We start from the raw sequence: 17,320 nt of genomic DNA on the forward strand, positions 1-17,320 counted from the left end.
GGTCGGCGACACCGCCCGCTCGCCCGGTCAACTGATGGTGACGACGCGCGCCCAGGAAGGCGGGGTGTCGGGGACGTATTCGGGGTTCTTCTCGTCCCGGTCGCGCATGGGCCGGGGGAAGAGGCCGACGACCGTACGGCAGGGCGGCGGTGCCGAGGGCCATGGAGTCTGACCGTCCGTCAGCGCCACGACCACGTCCGGACGCGGCTGGGAGCGCAGTGCCCGGGCGAAACCCGAGCGCAGATCGGTGCCGCCGCCGCCGATCAGCTCGATGTTCTCGGCCCGGCAGAGCGGAACGGCGACCCCGGCCGCCGCATCGCAGGAGATGACCGAGACGAGGTCACGCCGGCCGCCCACCGCTCGCGTGATCGCCGCCACCTCCAGCAGTGCGCTGCCCAGCTCGGCGTCGCTCACCGAGCCCGAGGTGTCGATCACGACGCAGACACGGGGAGGCGTCCGGCGCAGGCTCGGCAGCACCACCCCGGGGACACTGGCGGAACGACGGGACGGGCGCCGGTAGCTGTGGTTCTCGCCCGCGCCGGGCGCACCCGCCGCCGAGCGGACGGCGGCCCCCAGCAACTGCCGCCACGGCTGCGGCGGGTGGAACGCCTCGTCCGCCCAGCGGCGCCACCCCTGTGGTGCCTCGCCGGGCCGGCCCTTGATGCCCTCCGCGACCCGGAAGCGGACCGCGTCCCGTTGCTGCCGGGTCAGCCCGTGCGCCCCGTCAGGCCCCAGCTCCCACGGGCGGTCCTGCCCATCGGCGCCGGCGCCGCAGTCCAGCCAGGCCAGATCGGCCGCGAGTCCGGACATCGACGCCGTCCGCAGGTACTCCTCCATCAGCAGCCCCGGGGGCAGCCGCAGCAGCGAGGGCAGCACCGCTCCCGTGGGGAGCGGCAGACCGTCCCCGTAGAGGTCGTCGTTGATCTCGAAGTCCGCGGCGATGTTCCGCCGCAGCCGTTCGCCCGGACCGTGGGCCTCGTGCTGCCGTGCGTACCGCTCGCTCCGGCCGTGGTGGTCCCTGAGCAGGTGGGAGACCTCGTGCACCCAGACGCTCGCCAGTTCCTCCACCGGCATCCGTGCCACGAACCCGGGGGAGACGTAGCAACGCCAGTGCACGTCGACCGCCATCGTGGACACCGAGCGGTCCTCGACGACATGCAGCGCGAAGAGCGCATGGGCGAGGTAGGGCCGTGCCTTCACCGCGTGGAGCCGGGCGGCGAGCAATTTCTCCATGTCCAACGGCGCCGGTTCGCCGGGGCCGGCCGGAGGCCCCGGCACGGTGGCCCGCACGGGGCGCGGCGGCGCGGGCCGGGGCAACGGACGCGGACGTGGAGCCGGAGGTCCGGGAGTGGCGGTCATCGGCCCGCCCCCGCACGGCCCGCCACGGCCAGGCCGGGGACCCGGCTCAACGACCTGTCCGCCGTCCGGGTCAGGCCGATCACCGGGGCCAGTCGTTCCATCGTCTCCGGTACCTCCCAGTCGTCGCGCCGCAGCGCGGCCAGCGCCTTCGCCGGGGCGACCAGCAGATCAGCGGCCCCCGTCTCCAGCGCGCGGACCAGCACGGCCCAGCCCGCCTCCCAGCGCTTCCGGTCCGGCCGCGCGCCGACGGCGGCGACGACCGATTCCAGGGTCGCCTGCCGGACGTCGCCCCGTTCCGGCAGCTCGGCGGCGGCCGGGTCGGCCAGCAACGACTCCGGGTCCGGCAGGTCCAGCCGGTCCAGATAGGCGAGGAGTTCGAGACCGGGCCCGTCGCCCACCGCACCCCGGACGAGCAGGGCCAAGACGTCGCGGGAGACCGAGGCGGCCGTACCGAAGGCGAGCAGCGTCAGGGCGGCGTCCCAGCTGCGGGGCGAAGGCCAGGCACCCCCGCGCCGGGTCTCGCTGCTCGGCAACCGGTGGATCAGCGTCGGCCGGGCGGCCAGAAATCCGCAGACCACGCGCCGCGAGAAGGCGACGGCCTCCGGCAGGCGCTCGGGCGCCAGGCGCGGAAGCTCCGCCCGGGGCCAGACACCGCCGAGTCCGCGCACCACCACCTCCTGGTCGTGCACCCAGTACAGGTGGACGAACCGGTTGGCCAGGGGCGGGCTCAGCTCCCATCCGTCCGCCGCCGACGCCCGTGGATTGGCGGCGGCCACGATCCGCACACCCGGCGGCAGTTGCAGCGCGCCGACCCGACGCTCCAGGACGACCCGGAGCAGTGCCGCCTGTACGGCCGGCGTGGCGGTGGAGAGTTCGTCCAGGAAGAGCAGGCCGCGCCCCGCTCGAACGAGCTCGACGGCCCACTGCGGCGGAGCCATGGGAACTCCCTGAACCGCCGGGTCCTCGCCCACGATCGGCAGTCCCGAGAAGTCGGACGGTTCGTGGACGCTGGCGATCACGGTGGTCAGCGGCAGGTCCAGAGAGGCGGCCAGCTGGGTCAGGGCCGCGGTCTTGCCGATGCCCGGCTCGCCCCAGAGCAGCACGGGCAGGTCCGCGGCGACGGCCAGGGTGAGTGCTTCGAGCTGCTCGTCGGGGCGCTGCTCGGTGGTGGTCGTCCGCAGGAGGGTCAACAGGTCTTCGGCGAGGGCGAGATGGGCGCCCGTCTCCTTCGCGCGGGAGGACGCGGGCTGGTCGGCGGACGGAGTCGGCGCGTGCAGGATCGTGCTGGATGTCATGGGATCACCTGGAGTGGGTCGAGGGAACGGGAAGGCCCGTACCGAGGCTCATGAGGGGGTGCGGCGCACGGCGCGCAGCGGAGGAGTGGGAGGTGGGGGTGGCGTGGACCGGCTCGCGCCGATCGCGCTCCTGTCAGGGAGCCAGACCGATGCGAGGCCGGGAGCGGCTGCTCAGTTTGCGGCGCACGGAAATCGGCGTGTGCCGTTCGAGGCGGGGGCGATGGTCCGTCCCGGCTCGCGTCACGCCGGTTTTGTTCTCGCCGCCTGGGCCGGCGGCGGGGTGCACGGGATGCAGCCCAGAGCGGAAGAGTCCGTGTTCGACGCGGCGGGCCATGGCCGACTCCAGCTCCTCACGGAGTGGCCCGTCGCGCAGGATCGCGCCGGGACCGAGCAGCCCTTCGACCACGTCGAGCGCTCCGGTGACGTCGCCATGGCACAGTCGTTCCCGGACCGCGGGCAGTGCCTCCGGATCGCGGTGCACCGCGTCGATCGCCCGCAGGCAGGGCAGTGCGGGCCCGCCGAGCGCCACGAGCAGTTCCTCGCGCCGTAGTTGCACGGGATCGTGGTCGACCGCGGTCAACACGCCGTCCCGCAGCGCAATCCGGTGGACCTCGCCCCGGCACTCCACGTGGTGCGGATCTCCGGATGCAGGGGCGAGTGGACCGACGGGCGTCGAGCCGTCCGGAGCCAGGACCGAGGCGACGAGAGGATGCAGTTTCCCGGCCGGGATGAGCCCCGCCTGCAGCAGTTCCAGGTCCGGCAGGACCCGGGCCGCCGCCTCCGGCAGTATCGGGAGCGCCGCGACCTCCTGCGGTGCCAGGGCACCCTCCCGCAGCGCACGGAACGCCGGGACGTGGCTGTCGTCCGGGGCGACGAGTTCGAGCACGGCTCGGCGCCGGGCGTCGAGCCGCACGGTGAAGGCCCCGCGGGGAAGCCCCTCGGCACGGAGCAGCAACTCCGCCTCGGCGGCCCAACGCGGCGTCGACCAGCGGGAGTCGAGCCGATCGGCCGTCTCCGCCGGGAACGGCGGACGCGGGACGTGACCGAGCCCGGAGCTCGTCGGGGGACAGGCTCCCGGCGCGCCGCACCGCGAGGCCAGCTCCGCGGCCCGCCCGGCGTCCCAGAGGTGCCGGTGCAGGTCCAGCCGGAAACGCCGCTCGGGATGTGGATGCGGGTGCTGCCCCAGGGAGCCGCTTCCCGGACCCTCCCACACGGCGAGCGACATGCACTGTCCGCCGTCCGCCCGGGCCGGAGGCGTCCGCACCACCAGGTGCAGCGGTGTGCCGGAGCAACTCACGTAGCGGGCAAGCGAGATGGTGAGGCCGGGGCGGAGCCGTCCGTCGGGAGCGATGCGGGGCATGTGCCACCGGAGCAGATCCGGCGCCAGCCGACGCAGGTCACCACGGAGGCGTCTGGTGAGATCGGTGCCGTGGCGGTCGCGCACGGCGCGCAGATCGAGATCCACGTAGACACGGGCTGCGGCGCAGGCCCCCGCCCAGTCGCCGACCGCTCGTCGCGCGGCCGCCTTCTCGATCATGGACGGTGGCACGGCGTACTCGCGTACGCGCTGCCACATGGACAGGTGGGGCGGAATCCCATTCGCGAAGTGATGTGCCATCAGCACTCACCTTGCGCGAATGATTCCCCCAATCCGCGAGAGGAGAAGTTCTTCATCCCGCGCATCGTAACCACGCCGATGAAGATCTGTCATGCGCCAATTCCGCTGCCCGGACCCGGCGGTGGACGTCCCACGGCGCGCATCCGGTGGATCGGCGGGCCACGAACGGCACCCACCGGCCCGATGAGGCGGGCCCCCGACGGGCCGGGCACCGGTCGCCGGTCGTCACCCACAATGACCCGATGAGCGATCAGGAAGCATCTCGTCCGGACCGTCCGCTGCTGCGCCGTCCCGCGGACGGGGAACTCATCGACGTCGCCGGTGTCGCCCACTTCTTCCGGCTCACCGGCGAGCACACGGGAGGGCACTTCGCCTTCGAGGAGTTCAGCCTCGCACCCGGCACCATCGGCGCCAGACCGCACGTGCACGACGGCCACGACGAGTACTTCTACGTGCTGGAAGGCGAGTTGACGCTGCACACCGGGGACGGTGAGACGACGGCCGGGCCCGGGCACCTGCTCGCCGCCACGCGCGGCACTCCGCACGGCTTCCGCAACAGGGGTGCGTCGACGGCCAGGGCCCTGTGCCTGTACACCCCCGCCGGATACGAGGACTACTTCCGCGACGTCCACGCGGCCGTGGGGGCGGGAGCCGAGGTGACCGACGCCTTGCTGGAGGAATTCCGCGGTCGCTACCGCACGCGTTCCTTCGCGGCTCCGACGGAACCGCTCCCGGCGTCCGCGGCGGTGCCCGGACCCGAGGGGCGCAGCACCTGACGTGGGCCCCCGCGTCCTGTCCGCGCGGGGGCCACCCATCGGGGCCGAGCCCCTCGTGCGCATGGACGAGGCGGAGCCGCACCCCCCGGGTGGGCGGCGGACCTCCCGGTCGCGCCCGACACCTGATTCATCGGGGGTGGTGCTCCGCCGGACGACGGCGGGAGAGGGGCCCGGCTCCCGTCATCCGACGGTCGGGGTGGGAGCGGGCGAGGGCGTACTCGTCTGGACGTTCAGGTCCTTGCGCGGCTTGAGGACGAGCACCGGCGACCCGGGCTGGGGCGGGGGCGGAGTGACCTGGTCCGCGGGCAGCTTGGGCGGACTGGTCTGCTGGAAGTTGACCTGGTCGTAGTTCACCATGCCCGTCTTCTCCAGCACGGTCATGTGGTCCAGCACCGTGTCGTTGGCCAGGTCGGCGAGCTGGCGTACCAGGGTGTTCTGCGTGTTGGCGCGGATCTTGCTGACCACCGGGAAGATCTGGCCGTGCGTGATGCGCATGATGTTCACCGCCGTGGAATCGAATTCCTTGCCGTTCCTGGAGTCGACGGTCGCCACGAACTGCTGCTGCTGCGGACTGGCCTGGTTCGGCAGGGTGATGTTCAGCTCCGGTGCGATCTTGCGGCACAGCTCGTCGAGCCCGGCGTGGCCCACGATCAGGTGCGCGCCGGCCTCCTTCATCGCCTTCGTCGTGCCGCGCTGCATCACGATCTCGCCCAAGGGGTACTCCCAGAGCCCCGCCGCGCGCACCTTGACCACGAAGTCACGGTCGGCCTCGGTCAGGGGGCCGTACCGGGTGTTGGCGATGATGCGCGAGGTGTCCGACGACGTGTTCTGCATGCCGAGCATGGCGGGGTAGGCAAGAGCGGCAACGGTCAGGCCGAGCGCACCCATCACGAACACGGTCCCGGCGGCGTTGCGGGAGATGGGCATCGTGCCTCCTGATGTGAACTGGCTGTGTGTCAGGGGATACGAATGCCAGGGGCGTTTTCATCATTGCCCCGGGTAAATTTTGCACTGTGCTTTGTGTTGTCCGTCACACCGGCAGAGGCTTCACCGGCGCCTCGGGCAGGGGCCGGGTGCGAGCGCGGCCCGACGAGGCCCTTCGGCGAGGTGGCCACAGGGTCGCATGGACGCTCGCAGGAATGGTGTGCGAACCCCTGAATCCGCACCAAGAAGCCCTCAGGGCGTCGATCGATGAGGGCACGAGTCGGGCAAGCGGGCGTCACAAGTGGTCGTTTGGTGACAAGCCGCCTGTGCGGGGTCCGGTTGATGCTGAGATGTGCCATGGAACCGGGCCACCGTAAGTCACCTGCGAGATCCCGCACGATCCCCGTAACTGAAGAACCGTTCCGCGCGCTGCTGGAGGCCGCTCCGGACGCGATGGTGATCGTGGACGACGCCGGGGTGATCCGTCTGGTCAACGCCCAGACCGAGACCCTGTTCGGATATCCCCGGAGCGAACTGCTCGGCCGTCCCGTGGAGATGCTGGTGCCGCAGCGCTTCCGCGCCCAGCATCCGGCCCACCGGCACGGCTACTCCGACAATCAGCAGGTCCGCCCCATGGGCGCCAACCTCGAACTGTACGGGCTGCGCCGGGACGGCGACGAGTTCCCGGTCGAGATCAGCATCAGCCCGCTGCAGACCCCTGACGGGCTCCTCATCTCGGCCGCGGTACGGGACGTCAGCGAACGGCAGGCCGCCGAGGCGCGGTTCCGCGCCCTGCTGGAAGCGGCTCCCGACGCCATCGTCATCGTGGACGACGCCGGTGTCATCCAACTGGTCAACGCCCAGACCGAGACCCTCTTCGGCTACCGACGGGAGGAACTCCTCGGACGCCAGGTGGAAGTCCTGGTCCCCGAGCGCTTCCACCAGTTCCACCCCGCCCACCGCCACGGCTACGTCGACAACCGCCGCGTGCGCCCCATGGGCGCCGGTCTCGACCTGCACGGACTGCGCAAGGACGGCATCGAGTTCCCGGTCGAGATCAGCCTCAGCCCCCTGGAGACGCCGGACGGCACCCTGGTCTCCGCCGCCATCCGCGACGTCAGCGAGCGCAAGGCCGCCGAGGCCCAACTCGCCGAACTCTACGAGCAGCAGCGCCATGTGGCGCTGACCCTGCAGCGCAGCCTGATGGGCTCACCCGCCCCGCTTCCCGGGATGGACACCTCCAGCCGCTACTTTCCGGCCCGCCAGGGCGCGGGCGTGGGTGGCGACTGGTTCGATCTGATCGCTCTGGGCGGCGGTCGCGTAGGCGTGCTGATCGGTGACGTCATGGGCCGCGGCCTGGAGGCGGCCGCCGTCATGGGGCAGCTGCGTTCGGCCTCCCACGCCCTGGCCAAGACCGGGATGCCGCCCTGGCAGCTGATGCGGGCCCTGGACGCCGTCGTCAGCGAGATGCCCGACCAGCTCGTCACCTGCTGCTACCTGATCCTGGATCCGGACGAGAGCGCGCTGACCGTGTGCAGCGCCGGACACCTGCCCGTGCTGCACGTCGATCGCACCGGACAGGCCCGCAGGCTCCCGGTCACGGTCAGCGTGCCGCTCGGAGTGGGCGAGGTACCCCACCAGGAGACCAGGCTGACGGTACCTCCGGGCTCGGTACTCGCCCTGTACACCGACGGGCTGGTGGAGACCCCCACCAGTGACATCGAGGAGCAGCTCGGCGCCCTGGCCGTCGCCCTGGAGAAGGCCATCGTGGGCACCGCCTGTCTGGAACAGGCCGCCGACGCGGTCCTCGCCGCCCTGCTGCCCGACCCCCAGGACTATGCCGACGACGTGACCCTGCTCCTCGCCCGCATCCCTCCCGCGCCACTGACCGCGGTGTCCGCACTGCTCCCGGCGCAACCGGTCAGCGTGGGGGAGGGGCGCCGTTTTCTCCGCCGTACGCTGCAGGACTGGGGCTGCGACGATCTCACCGACACGGCCTGTCTGCTGGCCTCCGAGCTGCTCGCCAATTCGGTGCGTCACGCCTGCGACCCCCTGAGGCTGCGACTGCGGCGGACCCGGGACGAACTCAACGTCGAGGTCTGCGACGGCAGTCCGGTCCTGCCGCAGGCGAGAACGGCGGCACTCGACGAGGAATCCGGCCGCGGACTGGCCCTGCTCGACCAACTGGCCACCGCATGGGGCACATTGCCCACCCAGGAGGGCAAAGCCGTCTGGTTCTCGCTCCAGTTGCCGGACCTCGGTCCCTGATTCGGACAGCCGGACCCTGCGTGAGGACGCTTCGCCCGGTCGGCTTGCTCGAAGGTGCTCGCTCGTACCCCTCGCCGACGCGGGCCCCGGCCTTCCGGCCGGGACCCGCGCGCGCTCCGCCCGCCCCGGCTACGAACCGTCCTCGGGCAGTACGGGCTTGATGCGGAAGAGCTCTCCGCCGACCTGGCCGATGAGGCTGTGGCCGTCGACCATCAGCTCCGGCGCGATGCCGGCCTCCACGGGGGCATCCGGCACCTGCACCCGGCCGCGCCAGCGCACCGCACCGCTGTCGAGGTCGAGCCCCACGAGATGCCCGGACGGATCGAGGTAGTACGCCACCCGGCTGCCGGGATCCACCGCGGCGGCGGACGGCAACTCCCGCATCATGGGGTCGTTCGGGTCCTTGCGCAGTTCCAGCCCCAGATCGCGCGACCACAGCAGCTTGCCGTCGACGGCCGAGTACGCCACGGCCTTGCCGTTCCTGCCGGGCGACAGAAGCATGCCGTCGGCGACCACGCCCCCCGGCGCCCCGTCGACGCGATGCTGCGACACCTTGCCCGAACCGAGATTCACCCGGGTCAGCGTGGCGGGTCCGCCCGGGCCGTCGGACCGGCCGGCCAGCAGCACGGCGTCCCCGTCCGTGCCGATGTACGCGCTGGGGCCCGGGACGGTGGCGACCGTCCGCGGCTCACCGGTCGCCGGGTCCAGCCGGACCACACTGCTGTTCTGCGGGGCCTTCTCGCTGTCCGGCGAGCACATCAGATACGGGACGCCGCCGATGGCCGTCCGCTCGCAGTCGGCCTGCTTCCACGCGTGCGTCCAGAGCGTCCGGCCCGTGGTGTCGTCCAGCGCGGCCACCTTCTTGAACGTCGGTGTGTTGGCGAGGACTCCGCCGTCGAACAGCACGGCGGAGGACGCGTTGCGACTGTCGTCGGCCAGCTTGTGCCTCCACAGCACCTGACGGCTGTCGATGTCGAGGGCGACGAGGTCGGTCCCGGCTGTGCCGGCCCCGGGGGAGTGATCGGCGTAGGTGTACAGCACCCCGTCGCGGACCCCGGGCAGCGAACCTGCCGGAGAGCCCCCGCTGTCGTGGCCCTCGGACTTCTGCTTCCACGCTACCTTTCCGGTGCCGGCGTCCACGCCGATGCCGTCATACGCCGGCCCCCGGCAGTAGACGGTGCCGGAATCCGTGGTGCAGGCATCCCAGGACGCGACCGGCAGCGTGGTCTGCCACAGCAGCTTGCTCTGCGTGCTGACCCGGTGGGCCGGCGGCTGCGAGCCGTCGCCGCCGGTGCCCGTGGCGAGGACGGCACCGAAGGCGATGCCGGTCAGGCCGAGGGTCGTGCCGGCGACGCGCACCAGGATGCGCCGCCGCCGACGCCGTACCAGGCGGTCGACGATGTGCACGGGGGCACTGGAATCGCCGGGGGTCCACTCGTGCAGCACGTCACGGATCGCGCGGTCCAGCTGGTCGGCGTTCATGTGTGGGCTCCCTTCGCCACGTTGGTGCTGGGGACTGCTGCGGTCGTCTGCTGCGTCATGCCGTCCAACTCCGGCGCCAGGCCGCGCAGCCGGGCCAACGACCGGTAGGTGGTACTGCGCACCGTGCCCACGGAGCAGCCCAGGACCCCAGCCACCTCCGACTCGGACAGATCCTCGAAGTAGCGCAGCACGAGCATCGTGCGCTGTCGCGGGGTCAGCCGGGTGAGCGCCTGGGCCACCGTGATCCGCAGATCTGCGGCGGACGTGGCGTCCGCGACGCCGAGGTCGTGCGGTACCGCGGCGAACGTCGCCTCGCGGTGCGGGCGACGCAGCCGCCAGCGGCTGATCTGATGCCGGTACATCACCTTGCGTACATAGCCCTCCGGGTCGTCGATGTGCCGCCACCGGCCCAGCGCCTTCATGAGGGCGATCTGCACGAGATCCTCCGCCTCGTGCCGGTCGCCGCCCGTGAGCAGGTTCGCCAGGCACAGCAGTGCGCCCCACCGGGTGTCGACGAAGTCCCGGAATCTCTCGTGGTCCTGCGGGTCCATATGCCCTCCCGTTTCCTGACGCTCCCAAGGACGCGCGGACCATCGCGGATCTATGCCTGTGGTCGAGCACCGCTCATCGACCCGGACTGCCGCCGCGCCGGAGCCGGTTGGTCCGGAGCCGGCGTCGGTGACGCGGGCCCGCGAGCGCCGCGGACTTGCGTGCCGTCTCCCGGGCGCGGCGCGGCCCGCCACCGCAAGCCCCTGCCGAGCGCCTCCTTGCGGTCGCGCCCCACCCCGATGCCCCGCACTCCCTCGTGGACGAGGAGGCCGAGCGTTCCGGCGTCAAGTCGGGCGGTCGTCGCCGACTTCGACGGTCAAGCGAGGCCAGTGCTCCGTGACGTGCGTCAACTCTTCGACGAAGGTGCCGCCCAGGCCGGAAAGGGAGGGGTCGGGCCGGAACCGGACGGTCGTCCCGGAGACGGTGCCGGACGCGATCGGGACCAGATCCGTCGTGGGGATGCCGTGTGTGTAGTGCTGGGTCCAGGAGCCGTTCCCGCGGCGGTTGGTGTGGACGAGCCAGGTGCTGAGTGCGGCGACGACCGACATGCCCCGGCGCGGGTGGCCGTCGGGCAGGAGGGGAGGGGCGGGACGGTCGAAGAAGCGGAGGTCCTTCGTCGCCATGACCGGCTTCCTCACGGGCTGTCCGTGTTCGTCGAAGCGGGTGTCGGTGCCCCGTCCGGTGTCGGTGACGGAGACGGACCCGTCGCGGTGCACAGTGACGCGACAGCGGCCGCCGTGCAGTGACTCGGCCTCGTCGGCCGCATAGGCCATGACTTCGAGGATCAGGTGCGCCGTACCGCCGGGCGCGTACGCGTCGGCGTGCCGGCGGATGTGCCGCAGGTGGTCGACGTCGACGGTGCGTGCCCAGTCGTGCGTGGTGTTGCGCCAGGCAGGTCCGTTCGGGCTCATCACGGCAGTATGCGCGCCGCGCGCCGGAGGGAGGACGGCGGCGTCGAGGGAGGCGTCCCGACCGTATGGGCCGGGCTCCTCACGGTGGGGGTCCGGCCCCCGCGCATGCGGCTCGTGGACGGGCACTCGCTCCTTATACGATCCACTTGCGGACGAAGTCGCAGTCTCAACTGCGCGCCGATGCGCACCGTTTCGAGGCATGCAGGACCCGTCATGTCGGCGGCGGTCCGAGCGAGTACTCGCCCCCCTGACTCATGGAGAATCCGATGCGTCGTCCTCTGTTGCCCGTGGCGGTCGTGCTGCTGTGCGCCGGCTGTTCCTCGGCCGGTGCCGAGAGCGAGGACACCGCTTCGCCGGCCGCCGACCACCGCAAGACGGTCCGGGCAGCCGTCGCGGCCGTCACCGAGGACACGGCGCGGATCGACGAGACGATCACGATCGCCGACGGGAGCGAGGAGTACGTCCTCACCGTCAAGGGCGGCTTCGACCTGGCGCGGGACCGGGGAAGTCTCGCGGTGGACCTGCCCGGCGGTGCCGTCAGCCACAGCGACGAGATATTCGCGGGCGACAAGGTCTACGTCGGCCGGAAGGGGAAGGGCGAGGACGCGTGGGGCGTCATGACCCGCGACGAGGCCGAGGCCCACTACCTGCTGCGCGCTCCGCTCAACGATCCCGAGCACGTGCTGGACCAGGTGTCCTCGATGCGCGAAGTCTCCAAGGAGGGCGAGGAGAGCGTCCGGGGTGAGCGCGCGACGCACTACCGGGGCATGCTCGGCCACCGCGCCCTCACGAAGCGGATGGCCCAGGACGTCCGGAAGAAGACCGACCGGGCCCGGGACAGCCTCGGCAGCGACCTGCCGGTCTTCGTGGACGCGTGGGTCGGCAGCGCCAACCGTCTGGTGCAGGCCCGGATGACCCTGAACCTGTCGGGTACGAGCGTGACCGTGACGATGGGGCTCTCGGATTTCGGCAAGCCGGTGCGCATGACGGTCCCCGAGGCCGTCGAGACCTTCCCGGTGCGCAGTGCCACGGGCGCTCTGAACGGCTGACCCCCAGGTGAGGCCGGATGCGCCACCGGGCTCTCCCCGTACGCCACCCCGGCCCGGTGGAGGACGACGGGACCCCGGCGACGGCGCCGCTCACAGCGGGGATCGTCCCGGGGCGAGCAGCACGAGGGTGTCGCCGCCCTGCGGTGTGACCGGGCGGTGTTCGGTGACCGGGTCGAGGCGCTGGTCCCCCCTCACCACGAACAGGGTCTCGTGGCCGGGCGGCTGGGGAGCGGAAGCGGGCTGCACCACGAACCGGGCCCCCTCTTCGTAGCGCGCTGCCAGGGCGTGGCGGACGAGGGAGCGGCCGAAGAGGATGTCGCCGCCGGTGTAGGGGGCCACCACCCCGTGGCTCTCGTGCGGAGGACCGACCCGGTAGACGGGCCCCTCGACGTTCCCCTTCATGACCACGGAGGCGAGTGCGTTGAAATCGTCGTCGTTCGTGGCCAGAAACACCGCCGTGACGCCCTCGAGCCGTGCGCCCGGGTTGGTGGCCGTGGCCAGCAGATCACCCTTGGCGAGGGGGATGCCGGCGTCCCTGATGCGCTCGCGCTCCTCATCGGCGCCGGCCCACATGAGCAGGTCGAGACCGGCCGACTGCAGAGCCTCTCCCATGCCGATGACCCAGGGTTCGCCGCCCACGAGAAGGACGCGCGTACCCGTGGGTTTGACGACCCCCAGCCGCCGGGCCACCGGGGCAGCCGTCAGTGAGTACAGCAGAACCGTCCCCACGATCACCAGGAACGTCACCGGGAGGATTTTGGCGGCGCCGCCCACGCCCCGGTCGACGAGGCTCGCGGAGAACGCCGACGCCGTGGCGGCGGCGACGATTCCGCGTGGGTCCATCCACCCGATGAAGGCCCGCTCCCCTCTGGTCAGCCCCGAACCGTAGCTCGCGGCGAAGGCGACCAGAGGACGTACCACCAGGACGAGGATGGCGATCAGCGCGAGAGAGGGCAGCAGGACCGGTGTCAGCGACGACGGCGTGACGGTGGACGAGATGGAGACGAACAGCAGCCCGATGATGAGCTGCACGAGGGTCACGAAGAACGGCCGGCGCGCGGGCATGTCGAAGCCGCGGATGTTGGTGACGGCCAGTCCCAGGACGATCGCCGCGATCAGGCCCGTGTCGTCCCGGACGATGTCACAGCCGGCCGAGACGGCGATCACCGTGGCGAGTTGCGCCAGGGTGCCGAGCGTCTCGCCGAGCCGCATGACCCGCAGCGTCCACCACAGCAGCGCCACCCCCACCGCCCCGCCGACGAGCCCGACGACCATGCTGATGGCGAACTGGCCGAGCTGGTAACCCCGGCCGATGTCGACCCGGTGCGTCGAGGCGATGGCATGGAAGACGAGCGCGCCGAGGATGCCGCCGATCGGGTCGGTCAGCGTGCCTTCCCAGATCAGGATGCGTCGCACTTTGTCGTTCGGGCGTACGTAGTCGAGCAGCGGGCCCACGACGGTCGGTCCGGACACGACCAGGATGACCCCGAGCATCGCGGCCACGCGCAGGGGCATGCCGAGCAGCGCAGGTGACACGGCCGCGACGACGAGAAAGGTCACCAGCACGCCGAACAGCAGGAGTCTGCCGACGATCCAGCGTGTCCGCCCGGTGAGATTGCGCAGGTTGAGTCCCAGACCGGCGTCATAGAGGATCACCGCGACGGCGAGGGACACCAGGGCCGAGAAATTCGGCCCCATGAGCTCGTCGGGGTGGATGACGTCGGTGAGGGCGCCGGCAGCGAAGCCGGCGGGCAGGAGCAGGATCAGTGCGGGGACACGCAGCTTGGTCGCCAGGATCTGCGAACCGGTGGCCAGCACCACGGTCAGGGCGAGTCCGAGAAGGATCTGGTCGTCCGTCATGGCGCCTCCGCGCGTCGAGTCTGCAGAGCGGGGGAGGCACCCGCGCACCGGTCAGCACCGGAGGCCTTCGCGTGCTCGCCCGTCCGGGCACCGCGCAGTCCGGCCCGTGCCGAGGGGATTCGGGTCGTGGCCGACGGGATCACCGATCGGGAGGGCCGATCCGGCGGACACCCGATGCGGCCCCCCGGGAACGGCAGACCCACGCGGCCCCCGCAGGCGGCGGCAGGACCGTGATGCCGGGGCCCGTCCCGGTCGGCCGTCCACCGAGGCGGCGGCGTCGCCGATGCCGGTCGCACCGCTGAAGCCGTACGGCGCGATGAATTACCGCCAGGAGGAACCGTGCGGCGGGGCCGGCGTCCGGGAGCCGCGCGGACGAGGGCGGTCGGGGGGCAGGCCATGAGCGTCCGGGAACGTCGCTCGGCGGCTCCTCCGCGCTGCATTCGACGATCACCTGTCCCCTCGCCGGCCGTGTCCTCGTGTCTGCCGGCCCCGGTTTCGGCCCTGGGGCCAAGGAACCACCGGGCGCAGCGGGGCGGGCGGTCGGGTGAGGCGCCACTGAGCTGTCCGGCGGGACTTTTCGCTCGGTCGGCCCAGCGGGCCGGCGGTCGGGCCCAGCGCGCCGGGCGTCGGCCCGGCAGACCGGGGATCAGCTCAGCGGGCCGGGCATCGAGCCTCACGTGCCGGACGCCCACGGCATCGGACACCGGCGTGCCGCCGCCGGCCGCCGAGCCGGTCACCCCGGGGCGGCTGCTCCCGGCCCGCCGGGGCCCACCCCCGCTCCGGGGCCGGACTCTCCCCGCCACGCGCCCTCACCTGCTCCGGTGGACTCGGCTCCCGCCGCCGTTGTTGCGACACTGGTGGGGTGACGGACAACGAACGGGAGACGGGCCGGCGCCTGGAACGGGCCATCCTGGATCTGCTGGAACGTCGTGCACCGACCTCGACGATCTGTCCCTCCGACGCCGCGCGGGCGGTGTACGACGGGGACGACGACGGCTGGCGCGAGCTCATGGACCCGGCCCGCAGCGCGGCCGAGCGGCTGGTGGAGGCCGGCGAGGTGGAGATCACGCAGGGCGGCCACCCCGTCGAGCCGGCCCGGGCCCGCGGCCCGATCCGTATCCGCCGCGCCCGCTGACACACGGCGGAGGCAGGCGGGTCCGGGGTCGGGCCGGGTGCCACGCCGCTGCCCGCCGTACGCACAGCTGTCGCCGACCTCGCCCCGGCGCGATCCCGGGGTGCGCGCCAGGTGTGCCCGCATCGACAGAACGGACTCTTCCGCACGAGTCGTGCATCCGGTCACGCCACGTCGCGCGAAGTGGTCGTGGGGACGCCGACGCGGCCGACGGCCGTTGTCTCTCACGGGCAGGAGACCCGGATGCATGCTGTGGCGGTGGACTGGCGGTCCGAGCCCGGTGACCGGACGGACGAGACTCGCGGGCGCGATCCGTTCCAGGAGGCCAGGGCCCCGCGGGCGGAGCTGCCCGAGGCCCAGGTGGCGCTCACCTGGCGCACGATCGGCCTGGAGACCATGGCGTCGATGCTGGTCGTCTCCCTGCGCCGGCTGGGAAGCCACTGCTTCGCGGCCCACTGCCAGTGGCCACGCCTGCACCCGCTCAACGAACGTTCCCTGACCGCCGTGCCCCACCACCCGCTGATCATGGTCGAGTCCACGCGTCAGCTCGCCGTGGCCCTGGCCGGAGCGGATCCGAGGCGATCTGACAGCGCACCGCTGGAGCCTGTCTCCGTCAGCCTGGGTTTCGACCCGCACACGCGGCCCAGGGAGACGGGCAGTGCCACCGATGTCTCCGTCCGGGTCGTCGTGAGCGATCTCGCGTCGGAAGGCGGTGCGGTCGCCGCCTATCGGGTCACGGCCGAGTACCTGCACGAGGGCAGGCCCTTCGGTTCGTGCAGCATGCGATTCGCGCGTCAGGAATCAGGGGATGCGCGGGTCGGGGACGAGGCGCCTTCCGCGACCCTGCTCTACCCCGCGGCTGCCGGGATGGGGGCCGCGACCGACGCCGACGTGCTGCTCGCCCGTGCGCCACAAGGGCGGCTGGTGATCGCGCCGCGCGATCCCGGGCACCCGGTCCTGCTCGGCAGCCGACCCGGCAGGATGGCGGCCCCCGCGGTGATGGAAGCCGGGCGGCAGGCCGCGCTGCTGAGCTGTGGCTTGACGGCTGCGGCTGTCATCGGTCTGCGCGTGGACCTGCTCGCGCCGGTGCCCGCGTGCGGCGCCGAGGTCGAGGTGGCGCCGGAGCCGACGGGGATGCGCTTCCTCGTGACGACCGGCGGTGGCGTCGCCGCGACGGGCGCGATCACGCTCCTGCGCTCGTGACCGGCCGGTGAAGGTCGGCCTCACAGGGGCCCGTCGTACGGTTGCCGTGCGGGCGTACGGGCTCAGTGGCGCGGACCCAAACCGGGTACCGGGCGCGGATCGGCCCCGGGCACGGGAAGGAATTCCGGCGTGCCGAACCGGACCGGTAGGCCGGGGGAGTACAGCAGGCTGACGGGTTCCTGCGCCGGGGTGCTGAGCCCGGCCGCCGCGATCAGTGAGTCGTCCCGGTCGAGCAGGGTGCAGGCATGGAAGTTCCAGGTGGGATGCGCGTTGGGCAGGTAGTACGACCGCCCGAACGCCCGCCCGTGCAGGCCCCAGCGGTAGGTCAGGAACTCCTCGAGGGGGCTCGGCGACACCGGCTCGTCGTGGACGTCGACCCATACCGATGCCCCCGCGCCCGAGGGCCCCCGGCGGCGTGTCCGGTACATCAGGCGGCTGTCGAACCATTGCGAGCGGATCCGGGACCACCGGTACGGCAGCCGGAACGCCGCCTCGGCCGCGAGCACCGGAAGCAGCCGGTCGCAGTCGAGCGACCGGAACACCACACCGCGCCGCCCCAGCGCATCCCGGCTGTAGAGACGTACGTTGACCTCACCGAAGCTGCCCAGGTACGGCAGCGCGCGCGTCCGGCCCAGGGCGAGGTCCCGCATGCGGAAGAACACCAGGCCCACGTAGGTGCGGCCGTTGTGCAGGTCGGGCACCGTGCCCGGCGGAAGAAGCCGTGCGATCTCGAAGGGGTCGGCGGGCCAGTGCAGGAACACCAGGTCCCGCCATTGCTGCCGGAACAGGACGTGCCGCAGCGGCCTGGGCGCGAGAGCGGTGATCTCCTCGGCCCGGCGGGACGCTGCGGCACCGTGGCGGGTGCGCGGGGTGTGGTGCATGACGCTTCCTCGG

Annotated in this window: 14 protein-coding genes; 5 read left to right on the forward strand and 9 right to left on the reverse strand. The window is 72.2% G+C overall.

Features of this window, described 5'->3' with window-relative positions:
- Positions 1-27: 27 nt before the first annotated feature.
- From ACZ4NT_RS28445 to ACZ4NT_RS28455, 3 genes are all read right to left on the reverse strand, one after another.
- Positions 28-1,233 carry a vWA domain-containing protein gene (locus ACZ4NT_RS28445; protein WP_467728174.1) on the reverse strand — a complete coding sequence of 402 codons (1,206 nt, stop codon included), beginning with the start codon at positions 1,231-1,233 and terminating at the stop codon, positions 28-30.
- Positions 1,234-1,355: 122 nt separating this feature from the next.
- A complete protein-coding gene (locus ACZ4NT_RS28450) occupies positions 1,356-2,654 on the reverse strand; it encodes an AAA family ATPase (protein WP_467728175.1) in 1,299 nt (432 codons plus the stop codon).
- Positions 2,655-2,787: 133 nt separating this feature from the next.
- Positions 2,788-4,272 carry a hypothetical protein gene (locus ACZ4NT_RS28455; protein WP_467728176.1) on the reverse strand — a complete coding sequence of 495 codons (1,485 nt, stop codon included), beginning with the start codon at positions 4,270-4,272 and terminating at the stop codon, positions 2,788-2,790.
- A 242-nt stretch (positions 4,273-4,514) separates the two neighbouring features.
- Here ACZ4NT_RS28455 and ACZ4NT_RS28460 point away from each other — a divergent pair, with 242 nt between their 5' ends.
- A complete protein-coding gene (locus ACZ4NT_RS28460) occupies positions 4,515-5,048 on the forward strand; it encodes a cupin domain-containing protein (protein WP_467728177.1) in 534 nt (177 codons plus the stop codon).
- A gap of 180 nt (positions 5,049-5,228) precedes the next feature.
- Here ACZ4NT_RS28460 and ACZ4NT_RS28465 read toward each other — a convergent pair whose 3' ends face one another.
- Complete coding sequence (locus ACZ4NT_RS28465) at positions 5,229-5,975, reverse strand: DUF4142 domain-containing protein (protein WP_183117230.1); 747 nt, start codon at positions 5,973-5,975, stop codon at positions 5,229-5,231.
- 354 nt (positions 5,976-6,329) lie between these two features.
- On the opposite strand from ACZ4NT_RS28465, the gene ACZ4NT_RS28470 reads away from it, so the two are divergent.
- Positions 6,330-8,240, forward strand: coding sequence for a PAS domain S-box protein (locus ACZ4NT_RS28470; protein ID WP_121408965.1), 1,911 nt, complete (start codon positions 6,330-6,332; stop codon positions 8,238-8,240).
- Between the two features lie 129 nt (positions 8,241-8,369).
- Here ACZ4NT_RS28470 and ACZ4NT_RS28475 read toward each other — a convergent pair whose 3' ends face one another.
- From ACZ4NT_RS28475 to ACZ4NT_RS28485, 3 genes are all read right to left on the reverse strand, one after another.
- Positions 8,370-9,722: an outer membrane protein assembly factor BamB family protein gene (locus ACZ4NT_RS28475; protein ID WP_467728178.1), complete on the reverse strand. Its 1,353-nt coding sequence runs from the start codon at positions 9,720-9,722 to the stop codon at positions 8,370-8,372.
- Positions 9,719-10,273: a SigE family RNA polymerase sigma factor gene (locus ACZ4NT_RS28480; RefSeq protein WP_467728179.1), complete on the reverse strand. Its 555-nt coding sequence runs from the start codon at positions 10,271-10,273 to the stop codon at positions 9,719-9,721. The genes ACZ4NT_RS28475 and ACZ4NT_RS28480 overlap by 4 nt, the downstream gene beginning before the upstream one ends.
- A gap of 282 nt (positions 10,274-10,555) precedes the next feature.
- Positions 10,556-11,182 carry an ATP-binding protein gene (locus ACZ4NT_RS28485; RefSeq protein WP_467728180.1) on the reverse strand — a complete coding sequence of 209 codons (627 nt, stop codon included), beginning with the start codon at positions 11,180-11,182 and terminating at the stop codon, positions 10,556-10,558.
- A 266-nt stretch (positions 11,183-11,448) separates the two neighbouring features.
- Between ACZ4NT_RS28485 and ACZ4NT_RS28490 the strand changes: the two genes are divergently transcribed.
- Complete coding sequence (locus tag ACZ4NT_RS28490) at positions 11,449-12,231, forward strand: SCO4651 family lipoprotein (protein ID WP_467728181.1); 783 nt, start codon at positions 11,449-11,451, stop codon at positions 12,229-12,231.
- A 90-nt stretch (positions 12,232-12,321) separates the two neighbouring features.
- On the opposite strand, the gene ACZ4NT_RS28495 is transcribed toward ACZ4NT_RS28490, so the two are convergent.
- Complete coding sequence (locus tag ACZ4NT_RS28495) at positions 12,322-14,091, reverse strand: cation:proton antiporter (RefSeq protein WP_467728182.1); 1,770 nt, start codon at positions 14,089-14,091, stop codon at positions 12,322-12,324.
- Between the two features lie 862 nt (positions 14,092-14,953).
- On the opposite strand from ACZ4NT_RS28495, the gene ACZ4NT_RS28500 reads away from it, so the two are divergent.
- Together ACZ4NT_RS28500 and ACZ4NT_RS28505 are read left to right on the forward strand one after the other, a co-directional pair.
- Positions 14,954-15,226 carry a DUF3253 domain-containing protein gene (locus ACZ4NT_RS28500; RefSeq protein ID WP_121408960.1) on the forward strand — a complete coding sequence of 91 codons (273 nt, stop codon included), beginning with the start codon at positions 14,954-14,956 and terminating at the stop codon, positions 15,224-15,226.
- A 240-nt stretch (positions 15,227-15,466) separates the two neighbouring features.
- Positions 15,467-16,426, forward strand: a complete 960-nt coding sequence (locus tag ACZ4NT_RS28505) for a hypothetical protein (RefSeq protein WP_147464446.1) — start codon at positions 15,467-15,469, stop codon at positions 16,424-16,426.
- Between the two features lie 62 nt (positions 16,427-16,488).
- Here ACZ4NT_RS28505 and ACZ4NT_RS28510 read toward each other — a convergent pair whose 3' ends face one another.
- Positions 16,489-17,307 (reverse strand): YqjF family protein, encoded by an 819-nt coding sequence (locus ACZ4NT_RS28510; protein WP_121408958.1) that lies wholly within the window; start codon positions 17,305-17,307, stop codon positions 16,489-16,491.
- Positions 17,308-17,320 lie beyond the last annotated feature (13 nt).

The organism is Streptomyces sp. NPDC026417 (assembly GCF_055567695.1).

Bases quoted from the DNA above. Each gene is read 5' to 3' on its own strand.
- ACZ4NT_RS28445 (WP_467728174.1), bottom strand. From the start codon at position 1,233: ATGGAGAAATTGCTCGCCGCCCGGCTCCACGCGGTGAAGGCACGGCCC.
- ACZ4NT_RS28450 (WP_467728175.1), bottom strand. From the start codon at position 2,654: ATGACATCCAGCACGATCCTGCACGCGCCGACTCCGTCCGCCGACCAG.
- ACZ4NT_RS28455 (WP_467728176.1), bottom strand. From the start codon at position 4,272: ATGGCACATCACTTCGCGAATGGGATTCCGCCCCACCTGTCCATGTGG.
- ACZ4NT_RS28460 (WP_467728177.1), top strand. From the start codon at position 4,515: ATGAGCGATCAGGAAGCATCTCGTCCGGACCGTCCGCTGCTGCGCCGT.
- ACZ4NT_RS28465 (WP_183117230.1), bottom strand. From the start codon at position 5,975: ATGCCCATCTCCCGCAACGCCGCCGGGACCGTGTTCGTGATGGGTGCG.
- ACZ4NT_RS28470 (WP_121408965.1), top strand. From the start codon at position 6,330: ATGGAACCGGGCCACCGTAAGTCACCTGCGAGATCCCGCACGATCCCC.
- ACZ4NT_RS28475 (WP_467728178.1), bottom strand. From the start codon at position 9,722: ATGAACGCCGACCAGCTGGACCGCGCGATCCGTGACGTGCTGCACGAG.
- ACZ4NT_RS28480 (WP_467728179.1), bottom strand. From the start codon at position 10,273: ATGGACCCGCAGGACCACGAGAGATTCCGGGACTTCGTCGACACCCGG.
- ACZ4NT_RS28485 (WP_467728180.1), bottom strand. From the start codon at position 11,182: ATGAGCCCGAACGGACCTGCCTGGCGCAACACCACGCACGACTGGGCA.
- ACZ4NT_RS28490 (WP_467728181.1), top strand. From the start codon at position 11,449: ATGCGTCGTCCTCTGTTGCCCGTGGCGGTCGTGCTGCTGTGCGCCGGC.
- ACZ4NT_RS28495 (WP_467728182.1), bottom strand. From the start codon at position 14,091: ATGACGGACGACCAGATCCTTCTCGGACTCGCCCTGACCGTGGTGCTG.
- ACZ4NT_RS28505 (WP_147464446.1), top strand. From the start codon at position 15,467: ATGCATGCTGTGGCGGTGGACTGGCGGTCCGAGCCCGGTGACCGGACG.
- ACZ4NT_RS28510 (WP_121408958.1), bottom strand. From the start codon at position 17,307: ATGCACCACACCCCGCGCACCCGCCACGGTGCCGCAGCGTCCCGCCGG.